At 27.0% G+C, this 15,532-nt stretch carries 11 protein-coding genes; 1 reads left to right on the top strand and 10 read right to left on the bottom strand.

The features are described 5' to 3' along the window. Positions 1–99: 99 nt before the first annotated feature. From OW729_RS16860 to OW729_RS16850, 3 genes are all read right to left on the bottom strand, one after another. The gene (locus tag OW729_RS16860; RefSeq protein ID WP_268062727.1) at positions 100–1,038 is read right to left on the bottom strand and encodes a DUF6263 family protein; all 939 of its coding nucleotides are present in this window, start codon (positions 1,036–1,038) and stop codon (positions 100–102) included. 409 nt (positions 1,039–1,447) lie between these two features. Next, the gene (locus OW729_RS16855) at positions 1,448–2,956 is read right to left on the bottom strand and encodes a DUF1846 domain-containing protein (protein ID WP_268062726.1); all 1,509 of its coding nucleotides are present in this window, start codon (positions 2,954–2,956) and stop codon (positions 1,448–1,450) included. A 290-nt stretch (positions 2,957–3,246) separates the two neighbouring features. Beyond that, positions 3,247–4,608: an MATE family efflux transporter gene (locus tag OW729_RS16850; protein WP_268062725.1), complete on the bottom strand. Its 1,362-nt coding sequence runs from the start codon at positions 4,606–4,608 to the stop codon at positions 3,247–3,249. Between the two features lie 91 nt (positions 4,609–4,699). Here OW729_RS16850 and OW729_RS16845 point away from each other — a divergent pair, with 91 nt between their 5' ends. After that, positions 4,700–5,509: a MerR family transcriptional regulator gene (locus OW729_RS16845; RefSeq protein WP_268062724.1), complete on the top strand. Its 810-nt coding sequence runs from the start codon at positions 4,700–4,702 to the stop codon at positions 5,507–5,509. An 80-nt stretch (positions 5,510–5,589) separates the two neighbouring features. Here the strand turns inward: OW729_RS16845 and OW729_RS16840 are convergent, their stop codons facing one another. From OW729_RS16840 to codB, 7 genes are all read right to left on the bottom strand, one after another. Further along, the gene (locus tag OW729_RS16840) at positions 5,590–8,871 is read right to left on the bottom strand and encodes a DEAD/DEAH box helicase (RefSeq protein ID WP_268062723.1); all 3,282 of its coding nucleotides are present in this window, start codon (positions 8,869–8,871) and stop codon (positions 5,590–5,592) included. Positions 8,872–9,204: 333 nt separating this feature from the next. Beyond that, positions 9,205–9,414, bottom strand: a complete 210-nt coding sequence (locus OW729_RS16835; protein WP_268062722.1) for a cold-shock protein — start codon at positions 9,412–9,414, stop codon at positions 9,205–9,207. 197 nt (positions 9,415–9,611) lie between these two features. Continuing rightward, on the bottom strand, positions 9,612–10,259 hold the full coding sequence (locus OW729_RS16830) for a DUF5105 domain-containing protein (RefSeq protein WP_268062721.1): 648 nt from the start codon (positions 10,257–10,259) through the stop codon (positions 9,612–9,614). 103 nt (positions 10,260–10,362) lie between these two features. Then, positions 10,363–11,043: a pseudouridine synthase gene (locus OW729_RS16825; RefSeq protein ID WP_268062720.1), complete on the bottom strand. Its 681-nt coding sequence runs from the start codon at positions 11,041–11,043 to the stop codon at positions 10,363–10,365. 301 nt (positions 11,044–11,344) lie between these two features. Continuing rightward, positions 11,345–11,992: a DUF5105 domain-containing protein gene (locus OW729_RS16820; protein ID WP_268062719.1), complete on the bottom strand. Its 648-nt coding sequence runs from the start codon at positions 11,990–11,992 to the stop codon at positions 11,345–11,347. A 444-nt stretch (positions 11,993–12,436) separates the two neighbouring features. After that, a complete protein-coding gene (locus tag OW729_RS16815; RefSeq protein ID WP_268062718.1) occupies positions 12,437–13,705 on the bottom strand; it encodes a cytosine deaminase in 1,269 nt (422 codons plus the stop codon). Between the two features lie 167 nt (positions 13,706–13,872). Further along, positions 13,873–15,144: a cytosine permease gene (codB, locus tag OW729_RS16810; protein ID WP_268062717.1), complete on the bottom strand. Its 1,272-nt coding sequence runs from the start codon at positions 15,142–15,144 to the stop codon at positions 13,873–13,875. Positions 15,145–15,532: the final 388 nt, after the last annotated feature.

The following is a 15,532-nucleotide window of genomic DNA, read 5'->3' as shown; positions in this document are numbered from 1 at the left end:
CAACATCCTAATACAAAAAATTAAAATGCTGTTGATAAATCATACTTATCAACAGCATAAGACCTTACTAAAAATTTAGTAAGGTCTTATAAAATTTAATTATTTTTTTGTAGTTTCATAAGTTATTTTTGATGTTATTTTCATTGGCATTTTAACATTTTTAGGAGTTACGTTACTTGCTAATATTTCCATATTTCCATTCATATTTTGAGTCATACTTCCTTTTTGAATAAGTCCATTATCTTTACTAATATCTATAGTTCCTTTACAATCACCATCTAACTTCATGTTTGCCTTTAATCCCATAAAATCTATTGGCTTATTTTTAGTATCAGCAGCTATAGTTGATTGCACCTCTACATTTAGCGCTCCATCTTTTTCACCTATAAGTTTCCATTTATTACTAACACTCATTGGGAAAATAGCTTTTATGTCATATTTATTTTCCCATGTATCCCCAGTCTTGATGCTTTTTTGTGGATAATAATTCATTGTCTGTTTAACCATTGATTTTATAGCTTCATCACCGAAATTTTCTTTTAAAGCATCTTTAACTGCTTTCTTTTCTTGATCACTTGCTGGGATTTTTTCAACTAATGAGTCTAATAACTCATTCATTCCTTTTATATCTAATACTTGTCCTTTTTTATCTAATTTAACAGTAAATCCTTTTCCTATAATGCCTCCATATATAGCACCTAGAGGATTATTACTATCATTTTTCTTAGAATCATATTCCATCTTTTGACCATTAGATTCTGCAGACATTTTTATAGAATCGTATTTATAATCAACTGTTGTGTTCTTGTCTTTATCAACATCTTTTACGTCAATAGAAAAATTCATATCCATAACCTGAGATGACTTAATTTCTTGATTCTCAGCTGTTACTGAAGTTTTCTGATCATTTACTACATGTATATTGTATTTATCACCTTTTTTAAGGTTAAGGCTCAAATCTAATGCTTTATTACAACCACTAAGAGCAAACACCATAGTTGCTATACATGATGCTGCCACTAATTTCTTTAACTTCATACTACTCCTCCCAATATTACAAATAATATATATTTTTATATTTTTTTCCTAATTGTTGTATTTAATTTCCTACAAATATAACAATTACATTTTACTCGAGCAATTAGTTTTAAAATACATTTAATAATTCAAGCTATTATCTCATTATAGAAAATAATAGTAACAAGCTTGTCTTTTTATTATCGATATAATGCCTCTAGTCTTTATACCACACTTTGTATTTTTTATAACAAATTTCCCTAAAAATTTATTTCAGTATATTCAAATTTTTTAATCATTTATCACAATAAATTAAACCACTCAAAATAGAACCTAAATTAAAACCAACTGCCACAATTATAGTAACAGTTGGTTAATAAAATAATTAATTTTCTAATCTAATACTACCCTATAAGTACATAGTTAGTAATTAATTATTATAATAAAGACTTTCTGAAGGATATTCAGGATCACATGTTATATCTATTCCAAGTTTTCCAAATGTCTGTTCATCATTTCTACTTAAAATCGTAGTAGAATGAGCTTGGCATCCATTTAACATTGTTAACTTTTCAAGAGCTACTTGTGCTGTTGGATTTGTAGCGGCACAAATGCTAAGTGCTATTAACACTTCTTCACAACTTAAAGCCGTACTTTTACTTCTTAATGTTTTTGACTTTAAATTTATAATTGGTTCAAGTATAACTGGAGAAATAAGATGAATATCATCAGATATATTTGCAAGGTACTTAACAGCATTTAACATTACAGCAGCTGTTGCATCCATTAAATCTGAACTCTTACCAGTAAGTATTGTACCATCTTCAAGTTCTATTGCCACAGCTGGACAAATTTCATTTTTATCACGCATTTCCTTTAATTTAGCTGATCTTTCTCTTGCAGGCATAACAACTTTTCTATCCTCTTGCTTTAAGTTAAGTTCTTCCATAATAAGTTTTACTCTATGGAAAGTTTCTTTATCAACATAACCTTTTTTATATTCACAACTTGTTTTAAAATATCTTCTAATTACCTCTTGCTTAGATGCTTCTTTAATAACATCATCATTTATAATACCAAAACCTACTCTATTAACTCCCATATCTGTTGGAGATTTATATACAGCTTCTTCACCTGTTATCTTTTCTATAATTCTTTTAAGTACAGGAAAAGTCTCAATGTCACGATTATAGTTTACAGATATTTTATTGTAGGCATCAAAATGGAACGAATCTATCATATTTACATCTTTAAGGTCTGCTGTTGCTGCTTCATAAGCTATATTTAAAGGATGTTTTAATGGAACATTCCATACTGGAAATGTTTCAAATTTTGAATAACCTGCAACTCTACCTCTTTTATATTCATGATAAAGTTGACTAAGACAAGTTGCTAATTTACCACTTCCTGGTCCTGGTGCTGTTACAACAACAATAGGTTTTGTTGTCTCTATGTATGGATTTTTTCCGTATCCTTCATCACTTACAATTGTGTCTACATCTGTAGGATATCCTTTCGTTGAACTATGTTTATATACTTTTATACCTCTACGTTCAAGCTTATTTATAAAAACAGTTGTTGCTGGTTGTCCATTGTATCTAGTTATTACAACACTATTTACATCAAGTTCATATTCTCTTAAATCATCAATTAATCTTAAAACATCCATATCATAAGTAATGCCAAAATCTCCTCTTATCTTATTTCTTTCAATATCCCCAGCATATACACAAATTACAACCTCAACTTTTTCTTTTAATTTATGTAGTAGCTTAATCTTTGCATTTTCATCAAATCCAGGTAAAACTCTTTTCGCATGAAGGTCAAATAATAATTTCCCTCCAAACTCTAAGTATAACTTGTCATAATTATTAACTCTTTCTAAAATATACTTTGATTGTTCTTCTAAATACTTCTTAGGGTCAAATCCTATTTTCATTTTTTTACTCCTCACTATCCAAAATCATTTTTCTATGTTTTACAGCTAATATATTAAATTTTTAAACTTTTCCATCACAAAATAGCCTTCCTTTAAGCTCCTCTTATTTGGATAATTATTCATTAGTTGGAAAGTTAAATTAGTTAATATACTTTTATATAATAAATTTAAATATCATTTTACAACTTTCTATTATTACACAATTTTAATTCAAAGTAAATGACATTGTTTTTCTAAAAATTCAAAACCTCACCTTATTAAGGTGAGGTTACAACTCTAAATAAAATTTTCTAAACCTTAGATGAAGTGGAAAGTTCCATCTGAAAACAAGAATCTTGTTTGTTTTTCAAAATCCACACTGATATTATAACTGTTACTAATTCTGAAATAGCTGTAGACAACCATATACCAGTTTCTCCAAAAGCATTTGTCATTATAAACAAAGTTATTGTTATAATCACTAAACCTCTAGCTAAAGATATAATAGTTGCATATTTAGGTTTTGCTATAGATGCAAAAAAACCAGAAATTAAAATATTATATCCCACTATAATAAAAGAAAGTGAGAATATTCTTATAGCTTTAATAGAATAATTAAATAATTCTTCATTAGAAGCTTTATCCATAAATATTTTAACTATATTAGGAGTAAAAATATTTATTATAGCAAATATTATTAAAGATATTATAGTTATAGATTTGGTACTCATATTAAATAAGATGTTAACAGCTCTTTCATCTTCCTTACCATAATAAAAACTACATAAAGGTTGCATTCCTTGAGTTATACCTATCATAGTCATTAAAACTAACAAATTTATATAAGAAATTATACTGTAAGTTACAACTCCATTATCTCCAATACTTTCCAATATAGTTTGATTAAAAATATATATAACAACTCCCGTAGAAAATTCAGTTAAACTATCTGGTAATCCTATATATAGTACTTCTCTAATGACAGAAAAGTCAACCTTACATTTTACAAATTTTAATCTTGATTTTTTCATACTAAAGTGAATTATATAAATTAATGTTGCTACAAACTGAGAAATACCTGTAGCATAAGCTGCACCTTTTATTCCCCAATGAAATTTCATTACAAAAAAATAATCTAAAACTATATTTACTATTGCCGATGCCACTACACCAACTATAGCTAAATAAGGAAATCCATCAGTTTTAGTAAATACTTCTAAGCAATATGATACTATGAAAAATCCATTAAATATAATTATTATTCTTAAATATTTTTTTACATAGTTTATCGTTAATTCACTAGCACCTAAAAAAGTAGCTATTTTCTCTAAATTTAATAGAGTTATTATAGCTATTATTATGGACAAAGCTACCATGACAATAAAGTTCATAGTAAATATTTCATTGGCTTTTTTTAAATCTTTTTTTCCCATAGCTATTGCAACAAGAGTAGATGCTCCTGTAGCAAAAAATACGGATATAGCAAATATAAAGTTAATAAAAGGCATTGAAATATTTACTGAAGCTATTGCGATAGTTCCAACTCCCCAACTAACAAATATTCCATCTACCATTGTATATAAGGAATATACCCACATAGATATAACAGATGGCAATACATATCTTATGAATTTTTTTCTCATGCTATTATTATTTTGCGTTTCACAATTCACGCCTATCACCCCTTTATTAAAAGTATAAACCTTGGTATAATACTAAGGTCAATTACAAATTATTTTTAACCAGTTAACTTGGGAGGGTTTTATGAAAGATTACTATAAAATAGGGGAGATCTCAAAAATATATGGTATATCTCGTGACTCTTTGATGTATTATGAAAAGCTTGGTGTTCTAACTCCTATTCGAGATTTAAATGGATATAGGCTTTATACAATGAATGATATTTGGAAATTAAACTTAATTAAAGAACTAAGAACTTTTAATTTCTCTATAAAAAAAATAAAAGAATATATAAACAATAGGACTGTAAAAACTACTCAAGGTATGTTAAAAGAAGAGGTTTCTCTTATAGATAGAAAATTAGAGGAACTAACACATTTAAAGCAAAATGTCTTAAAAAGACTAGAAAATATTAATTATGCTGAAAATTTAACAGAACTCAGTACTATAAAAGTAAACTATATTAAAGAAAGAAAGGCATTAAAATTAAACGCCCAAATATCTAGTGATGAAGAAATAGATTATATGATGAAAAAACTCCAAAAAAAACATAAAGATAACTTCTATCTTTTAGGTAATACTAAAGTAGGAGCTATATATAATTTAAATAGCTTGAAAAATGGAATCTACAATGAGTATCAATCTGTATTTTGCTTACTTGAAGATAATAAAACTAATTACGATTTATTATTACAAAAAGGTTATTATGCAAGCATCTCCTATAAAGGAAATTATTCTTACAACAAACAATATCTTTCTAGCTTATTTTTCTTTATAAATAAAAATAAATATAAAATTATATCAAACCCTATAGAAATATATAAAATAGATGTTCACGAAACTAGTTTAGAAGAAGAATTCATTACTGAAATCCAAATTCCTATATCACTATAATAGATTATTCTTTATTTTAGCAAACAACTCAGTTTTCGTGGAATACAAGTACCTTAAGCTGATATAAAAATCCTTCATCTTTAAAATAAAAATGAAGGATCTTTTAATAACTCTGTTAAATTGTTGCTATTTTTAAGTTCCCCTGTAAGGACACTATCAATTAACTCTTTTTTGTCTTCTTGCATGGAAATAATTTTCTCCTCTATTGTTCCTCTAGAAACCAATTTAATTACTTCAACTATATTTCTCTGACCGATTCTATGTGCTCTATCTGTAGCCTGATTTTCTACTGCTGGATTCCACCAAGGATCAAAATGGATAACTAAATTTGCTGATGTTAAATTGAGCCCTGTTCCTCCTGCTTTTAATGAAATCAAAAACACTCTTATTTCGTCACTATTATTAAATTCATTTACTAGTCTAATCCTTTCTTTAGAATGAGTGGAACCATCTAAATACAAATATTCAATTCCTTTTTCCTCTAAAGACTTACCTATTTTCTTTAAAACAGAAGTAAATTGAGAAAATAATAATACTTTCCCATTATCCTTTATTTGCTTTTCTACTAATTTCATAGCAATCTTAAGCTTTCCACTTTGTTTCTTGTATTGCTTAAATATTAAAGAAGGATCTAGACAAATCTGCCTTAATTTCATTAAATAAGACAAAATTTCTATTTTATCTTGAGCATTACTTTTTATCTTTGACCTTATATCCCTTATGTAAGAAGCATATATTGCTTTTTGGGTTGGTGTCATATCGACCAAAATTTTCTTTTCTATTTTGTCAGGTAAGTCCTTTATAACTTCTTTCTTAGTTCTCCTCAAAATAAAAGGTTTAATTAACAACTTGAGGCTTTCCAAATTAGCTTCACTTTTCAAAACAAATTTCTCATTAAAAATTTCCTTAGAATATAAATACCCTGGCATTATAAAGTCAAATATTGACCAAAGTTCTGTTAAATTATTTTCAATAGGTGTTCCTGTTAAAGCAAACTTTACTTTTGCTTTAATTTTCTTAACTGATTTTGTATTTTGTGATAAAGGATTTTTTATATTTTGTGCTTCATCTATAATAAAATAGTCAAATTCCATATCATTATAATCTTCAATGTTATTTTTTAAAGTTCCATAGGTAGTTAAAATCACATCATATTCCTTAAAATTTTCTATTACTTTTTTATTACCTCTTCCATGAACAATTCCAATTTTTAAAGTAGGTGCAAATCTCTCTATTTCCTCTTTCCAATTATATATTAGCGAAGTTGGGGCAACTATTAAAGAGTTTTTGTTTTTCTCTGATAAAAGAAAAGCTATTGTTTGGACTGTTTTTCCAAGTCCCATTTCATCAGATAAAATCCCCCCAAATTGCAACTCACTTAAATTTTTAAACCATTTAAATCCACTTACTTGATATTCTCTTAGAGTAGCATTTAAATCCTCTGGTATTTGTGCTGGTTTATTTTCTATAATATATAACTGATTCTTTATATCTTTTAATAAATTTAAGCCATCTTTAAATTTAATGCAACTATTTTCAACATAATCTTCTATATATAAAATTTTGCCCTTTTCTATAGTTATAGAATCATCATCTATATTTTCATCAAGATTTAGTATTTCAATTAAATTAAAAAATTTTATTATCCCCTCCTCTTCAAAGTCTATAAATTTATTATCTTTTGTTTTATAAAATCTATCATTTTCCTTATAACTTTTGAGAATATTCCTAAATTCTCTTCTTTCAACATTCCCGATGTTATAGCTAAACTTAAAATAACCCTCTTCTTCGTATAAATTCATCTCAATAAAATCTGAATTATACACTTTTATATCTTCAAATCCTTTTCCCAAAATAACGTTTCCTAAAGAATGTATGCCATATCCTTTGTTATTTAAAATATGAAAAAGTTCCTCATCACCTCCTATAAATATAAGTTTATCTTTATCTTTTTTAAACTTATATTGTTCAAGTTGCATAAGAACTTTTTCTTCCCTATCTAAATCCCTTATAATTAGCTTTTCGTCTAATTTATCCTTTAACATATCAATCTTTTTATCAAAATAAATTCCTATTGGAATACAATAAATTTCTTTCTCTTTATAAATTAAGAATTCCAACTTAAAACAATCAACCAAAAACCTTTTTACGCCTTCTGAAAGATTAATATTGTTTGAAATATCACTTATGCGAGATAGAATTTTATTATAATTGTCTAAAGTTTTCTTATATAAAATCTCACCTTTAATTTTAAAACTATCATATAAAGAGTTATATTTATCAGTTTGATTTTTTGATGGCAAATAAATATTCCTATCCCAAAGATAAACATCTTTATTTTTATTCAGAGGAACAGGAAGCTTTTTGTGCGTAGTCAATACAAGATGCTCATCCCTATCTTTTAATGTAAAACTAACAGGTAAATTTTTTCTGTTAATAATTGGTTTATACTCTACCCCATTATATTTAAACTGAATTTTTCTTTCCCCTATAACTTCTAAAAATCCCCTTAATTTACTTTCCTCAATTATTAATTTTCTCTTTTCAAAAAATTCCCCTTTATTTTTATAAATATAATCTTTAATAAACCCTATAATTTTTGTATCCTTGCTAGAAATTCTATATTTTGTAGGACTATATATAAATTTATTACTAAAGAATATATTTTCCCTAGCGTCTAAATCTGAAATGAATTTTTTAAAATCATTAATTAGATACTTACGACCAAATTCTATAAAAAATTCTGCTTCATAGTCACTGGGGATTTTCCATGATTTATAAGTCAATCTCACATCAATGCTCACTTCAAGTTTTTCATGGATATTATCTTTTTTATCTATACTCTCTAACTTATTGTTGTTATTTAATTTACCATTATTTCTATTAATAATCTGAGATTTATTAGTATCATCATTTATATTGGCATTAATATTTGTGTTAATATCTCTATTACCCTTATTAATATTATTGTTCTTCTTATAGACACCCTTTTGTCCATAGTTCTTAACAGTATATACTTCTTCAGATAACCTGTCTTTCTTTTCCTTTTTCTTATAATATACACTTAAAAATTTATATGCAGTAGCTGTTAAATGCTCACACATGAATAATTTTTTATTCTTAGAGAACTCTTCAAATTGATCACAACTACATTTTACAAAAGTAACATTCTTATTTATTAAATCTATCTTTATATGAGTGCTAAATTCTCTTGCTTTAAGTTCATTTAATACATTTCCATAAATATGGTACATATTATCTATTTTTTTACCTCTAATATTAGTAACTAAATTTTTTTTGAATACATCTTTTCCAAGCCCCCTCATTAAATCAGAAGATGGGCTTAAAATAACTTTTTCCAACTCTTTTAAATTTATCATCTAATTAATGAGAGATTACATATCCCTCACTACAGTTCCCCCCTTTAATTTAAACAAATATCTTGATTTTTTCCACTAAAAATTTAAATCTACATGAGTCATAAAGATTACCCTAATCTTCTTTAGCATTTTTACTCCACTCCACATGAAGCTTAAAAAACATCATCTAGTGTCATAGTATTATTAAAAATCAGCTAATATAAGTATATAACAATTAATCATATATTTTTAGCTTAATTGAGGAAATTACACAATTCCCCCAATTAATAAAAACTCATGCTTAGCATGAGCTTTGTAGTTTATAATTTAAATTAATTATAACTTCTGGACATTTATAGCCATAGGTCCTTTCTGACCTTCTCCAATATCAAAAGTTACATCTTCACCTTCATGTAAATCTTTATCTGTACCTTTTTCTTTAACTTGTGAATGGTGTACAAAAATATCATTTCCATCATTACATGATATAAATCCAAAACCTTTTTCTTGATTAAACCATTTTACTATACCTGTTTTACTAGACATAAAACCTCTCCTTTTATGTAAAATATAATTATCACGATATAGTATTTACTAAAAATTATATTCTACACAGATTTTTTTAGAAATTAATCTTTTAAAAAACAAGAATGTGGTTAAATGTGTTTTTAAACACATTTAACCACATTCTAAAACATATTATTTTAATTTTATCCAAAACCTAAATATGTTAAAGTTAATCTTTATTTTCCTGCATTAAAAGAACCTATATCTGAAGCAAATTTCTTTATGTCTTGTGGTACCCAAACTTTTTCTTTTATAATAAATTTATAAGTTCCTTCTTTCACATCAGTTGATGGTTTTACATTTTGATATTCCACTTTTAAATTCTTAACATAAACATCTAATAATTTAGATACAATCTCTTGTCTATTTGTAAGCTTTAATTTTTCAACTTCCTTAACTGCATCAGTCATTGCTTTTTCACTTACTTTACCTTCATCAAAATATGTTGCTTTTACTTTAACTTCTGCTTCTTTATCATTTTCTGAAATTTTTTCTGTGGTAGCTGTTACTTTTTTCAAAGCTTCTAAACGCGCCTTATATATTTGTTCTAACTGATCATTTTTAAGTGTTAAACCTTCTTTTAAAAAACCATTTCTTATTTCTTTAATAATTGTATCTTTTTGAAATTTTGAAAGTTCCTCTATTTTATCTTTAGGCATTGAAATTTTTGATAGATCGTTTTTATCTCCTTTAACATAAAAATTAAATAAGATTTTCGCTGTTTCATCAGCGCTTACTTTTGGTTTATTACTGCATCCAATTAATATTACTGGAATAAATAACAAACATATTAATACTACTAGACTTTTTTTTACCTTTTTCATGTTATACCCCCATTAAATTCTAATTTGTCCTTTTATAGTATAATATGTCATGAATAATTTGTCAATTTTTTTTAAAATTTTGTTAATTAATTTATATATCTCATTAACTTTTTCTTAATTCTAATATTTCTCTTTCCGTAAGATTGCGCCATTTTCCAGTATCTATACCATCAATTTTTATATTCATAATTCTAATACGTTCTAAACGTACAACTTTATATCCAAAAACTTTACTCATCTTACGAATTTGCCTATTAAGTCCTTGTGTCAATATAATACGAAAAGTATTTTCACTAACCCTTATAACTTCACAAGGTTTTGTTTTTGTTCCACAGATTTCTACCCCTTTAGACATTCCTATGATAAAAAACTCATCAAAAGGTTTATCAACTGTTACTATATATTCTTTTTCGTGTTTATTTTCTGATTCTAAAATTTTATTTGCTAATTCTCCATCATTTGTCATTAATATTAGGCCTTGAGATGGCTTGTCTAGTCTCCCTACAGGGAAAATATATTCTGGATAATTCATAAATTTAATTATATTACTCTCTACTTCCTTGGCCGCTGTACAAGTAATACCTACAGGCTTATTTAAAGCAATATAAACTTTTTCTTTAACTGAAATAGGATTATTGTCAATAAGAATATTATCTTCCATCTCTACCCACTGACCTGGCTTGCAAAGCTCTCCATTTACCATTATTCTATTTTGTTCAATAATTCTATTAGTTTCTCTTCTCGAACAAATTCCTAAATTACTTAAAAGTTTATTTATCCTCATTTTTTGAACTTTATCCTTTCACCATCTATCTATATAAAAGCTTTATACTTAACTAATTATATCTAACTCTTTTTCTTTTATCCATCTTCTACTAATAATTACTATTAATATCACAATCAAACTTAAGCACAATAAACATACTGTGTTTTTTGGAGTTATACTATCCATTATTTCCAAACAATGCATAGCCATTAAATTTGTTATAAGAAAATCTGTGACTAAAAATGAATAATAAGGTTACCCCCTAATTTATTGTATTTATAAATTATAGAGTAACCTTATTGTTTAATCTAATTAATTTTTATTTTGATAAATTTAAAGAACCTATCTCAGTAGCGAATTTATTCATATCTTTTGGCATCCAAACTTTTTCTACTATATTAAATTTGAAAGTTTTCTCTTTCGTATCAGTTGATGGTTTCACATTTTTATATGCTTCTTTTGCTTTTTTAACATATGCATCTAATAACTTATCTAAAGCTTCTTTTTGATTTGTAAGCTTTAATTTTTTAACTTCTTCGATTGCAGCCTTTGCTGCATCTTCATTTAGCTTTCCTTCATTAAAATATGTTGATTTTATCTTAACTTCTGCCTCTTTATCATCTTCTGAGATTTTTTCTGTAGTAACTGTTACCTTTTTTAGAGCATCTATACGTGCATTATATATTTGCTCTAATTGATCATCTTTAAGCGTTAAACCTTCTTTTAAAAATTCGTTTTTTATTCCATTCTTAATTGTTTTTTTGTGAAACTCTGAAAGTTCTTTTACCTTATCTTCAGGCATTGAAATCTTTGATAGACCACTTTCGTCACCTTTAATATAAAAATTAAATAAGATTTTTGCTGTCTCCTCAGCACTTACTTTTGGTTTATTACTACATCCAAGTAACATCACTGGAATAAATAATAAACACATTAATACTACTAAACTTTTTTTTACCTTTTTCATGTTTTACCCCCATAAAATTCTATTTTTTTCTCTTATAATATATTATATTATGTATATTTTGTCAATTTTTTTGATAATTTAAATAATTAATTTATATGTCAAATTTAATTTTACTTATTTTACCATTTGATTGCCTATAAATTGATTCATTTATTAATTTACATATTATAGTTGATTCCAAACCATGAATTTTCTTTAACATATTGGGAAACTATTGTTTTAGCAGTAATATACTTCATTTTTCCTCCTTATATATATCGAAAGATTATTTTAATAAAATACTATTTAATAAATTTTTTTGTTAAAAATTATTTATTAAGTGTAAATAAGAGGATATCTCTAAACATAAAGATTACACAACACATGAATTAATTTTAAATTAAAACTTCAATATATTGTGTCTAAAATTCATTTTGAGATATCCTCTTACCATACTTTGCATTTTTATTTTTTTGAAAAATTTATGTCAATTTCTTCTTCCAAATATACTTTGGTTAATGATGGTTTCGTACTGCTTATTATCCTTCCCTCTCTTATAGAGTAACAGACAGGAACTTGACGCCTTATAGCATCATATCCATTTTCAGCAGGTAGAAGTATAAGATTACCTGGCTTACCTACTTCTATTCCATACTTACTTTCTATATTTAAAGTTTTTGCTGAATTAGTTGTTATAAATTTAATAGATTCATTTATCTCGTTATATCCCATAACTTGACACACATGTAGTCCAAAATGTAACACTTGAAGCATGTTACCAGTTCCAAGTGGATACCATGGATCAAAAATATCATCATGTCCAAAACAAACATTAATATCAGCATCTTTTAATTCTTTTACTCTAGTAACTCCTCTACGCTTTGGATATGTATCGAATCTTCCTTGTAAATGTGTATTCACAAGAGGATTTGCCACAAAGTTTATATCAGACATTTTTAGAAGTCTAAATAATTTATATGTATAAGCATTATTGTAAGAATGCATTGCTGTAGTATGGCTAGCTGTAACTTTGTTTTTCATCCCCGTTTCTAATGCTCTAGTAGCTACAGTTTCTAAAAATCTTGATTGTTCATCGTCAATTTCATCACAATGAACATCTATTAGTGCATTATACTTTTGCGCAAATTCAAAAATTTTATTAATTGATTCTACCCCATATTCCCTTGTAAACTCAAAATGTGGTATAGCTCCAACTACATCAGCCCCTAGTTTCAAGGCCTCTTCTAAAAGTTCTAAACCTCTTGGATAAGATAAAATTCCTTCCTGAGGGAAAGCTACTATTTGTAAATCTACATAATCTTTCATTTCCTCTTTAACTTCTAACATAGCTATTAACGCTAACAATGATTCATCTGTGGTGTCAATATGAGTTCTAACATGTTGTACACCATTAGCTATTTGCCAACTTAATGCTTTTTTAGCTCTTGCTTTTACATCTTCCTTTGTCAACAAAGCCTTTCTTTCAGACCATCTTTGTATTCCCTCAAATAAAGTTCCACTCTCATTCCAACTCGGTTCCCCAGCTGTAAGAGTTGTATCTAAATGAACATGTGGCTCTATGAAAGGTGGAAGAGCTAAAGCACCATTTCCATCTATAACTTCCTCATTTTCATATGGCTTTAAATCGCTTTTTATTTCTTTAAATATGCCTTTTTCAATCCTTATATTAACTAAATCACTTTCATCTTTAAGCTTTATATTTTTTATTAACATATATACTCAACCCCCATTAACTTTACTTAAATTATAACTAAATTTGAAATTATTTTTAAAATTAGCTATGTTATAAGAAATTGCTAATTTTAAATTTTAAAACAGCATTCTCTTAAAACATAGCCTTAAATTTATACACCAATCCTTTTTTTAAAATCACCTTAATATTAAGCTAATTTTTCACCACATTCTGTATTTTCTTCTATTTTTTCTTTAATAACTTTTGCTAATATAGTATGTGTAACCCCTGTTACTATTAATGAGTTCAATGATGGAACTCCTACAGTTAAATATTTTCCTGCTATTATTCCTAGTATACAAGCTACTATGGCCTTATAATTTATCACTTTAAAATTTGCTTCTTTAAAATTTTCATATTCTCTTTTTCTTACAAAGAAATAATCAGCTATAATTACTCCTCCAACTGCTGGAATCATTGAGCCTAATAAGCTTAAAAAGCTTACAAAATTATTGTATAGCCATAAAGCCCCTAAAGTCCCTAATATCCCATTAAATATTACTACCTTGCTTTTAGGAATCTTTGTTATATTTGAGATTCCAAGTCCAGATGTGTATATAGCATTATCATTAGTTGTCCATATATTTAATCCTAAAACTAATATTGCTGGTATTATCAATCCTTGAGATATCATAACATCTGATATATCTGAATGTCCCGTAGCCATCGCCCCTACAGCCCCAAATAAAAACATTAGAGAGTTACCTATAAAGAATGCTACTACTGTTGTTATTACAGCAATTTTTTTATTCTTCGCAAATCTTACAAAATCTGGCGTTGTACTTCCTCCACTTATAAAAGATCCAACACATAGAGTCAATGCTGTAACTAATCCCATTTTTCCACTTGATGGTATATTTAATATCTGTGATATACCACCTACTGAATTTATTGCTTTAAACACCGATGTACATCCTAATATTGTTATAGCTGGTACTGCTACTGCACTTAATATAGTTAAAGACTTCATTCCAAAATACGCTGTTGATGTCATTAATAATCCTGATACAGCTACTAATAAATATATATTTATTCCTGTTATTTTGCTTACTGGTATTGCAAACATAGCAACTCCAACTCCAAACCATCCTATTTGAGTAAAACTCGTTAAGAAAGATGGTAAGTATGCCCCTTTTTCTCCAAAAGAATATCTTGCTAATAAATGCATCGAAAGCCCTGTATCTGCTCCTATATATGCAAGTGCCCCTGTATAAACTGCTAATATTAAATTTCCTAAAAACACTGCTAAAGCAAATTCCTTTATGGACAGTGCTGCTCCTAATGTTCCTCCAGTAAGCATACTAGCTGAGAAAAATGTAAATCCTAGCATAACTACGAACATTGAAACAAATCCTCGTTTATCCTTTTCTGCCACTGATTCAAGCGAATAATCTTTGTCCACGTGTTGTTTTTTACTCATAGTTTTCCTCCTTTTTAAGGAGAACTAGTACAATTTTTCATTTAAAGTTTATTCTAATTAATAAAAAAGACCTTTTATATTTCTATAAAAGGTCGCAAAAATCTCTATATTAATTATAAACTTATAAATGTGGAATTTAAGTCTATCTCTACGACCTTATCAGTCTCTCTGGACTAATGTTAAAGGTACTAATTCTCTTTTTATGATATAATATCATCATTTACCTGCTAAGTCAATAAAAAGGAAATTTATGAATATTTATTCTGATTGATATATGATAATGTCTTAATATAACACATGTGATTATGTCCCAAATATAAATTTTAGTATACAATAAACCTCATAACTTGAAATGAGGTGGACATACTGAGAAAGGTTGCTTTAAGAA

Source organism: Clostridium brassicae (assembly GCF_026738875.1).
In the GTDB taxonomy this organism is placed as follows: Bacteria; Bacillota; Clostridia; order Clostridiales; family Clostridiaceae; genus Clostridium_H; species Clostridium_H brassicae.
Note: the sequence above shows the minus strand (reverse complement) of the source record. Positions and strands in the feature narration are given on the sequence as shown.

Bases quoted from the DNA above. Each gene is read 5' to 3' on its own strand.
- OW729_RS16860 (WP_268062727.1), bottom strand. From the start codon at position 1,038: ATGAAGTTAAAGAAATTAGTGGCAGCATCATGTATAGCAACTATGGTG.
- OW729_RS16855 (WP_268062726.1), bottom strand. From the start codon at position 2,956: ATGAAAATAGGATTTGACCCTAAGAAGTATTTAGAAGAACAATCAAAG.
- OW729_RS16845 (WP_268062724.1), top strand. From the start codon at position 4,700: ATGAAAGATTACTATAAAATAGGGGAGATCTCAAAAATATATGGTATA.
- OW729_RS16835 (WP_268062722.1), bottom strand. From the start codon at position 9,414: ATGTCTAGTAAAACAGGTATAGTAAAATGGTTTAATCAAGAAAAAGGT.
- OW729_RS16830 (WP_268062721.1), bottom strand. From the start codon at position 10,259: ATGAAAAAGGTAAAAAAAAGTCTAGTAGTATTAATATGTTTGTTATTT.
- OW729_RS16825 (WP_268062720.1), bottom strand. From the start codon at position 11,043: ATGAGGATAAATAAACTTTTAAGTAATTTAGGAATTTGTTCGAGAAGA.
- OW729_RS16820 (WP_268062719.1), bottom strand. From the start codon at position 11,992: ATGAAAAAGGTAAAAAAAAGTTTAGTAGTATTAATGTGTTTATTATTT.
- OW729_RS16815 (WP_268062718.1), bottom strand. From the start codon at position 13,705: ATGTTAATAAAAAATATAAAGCTTAAAGATGAAAGTGATTTAGTTAAT.
- codB (WP_268062717.1), bottom strand. From the start codon at position 15,144: ATGAGTAAAAAACAACACGTGGACAAAGATTATTCGCTTGAATCAGTG.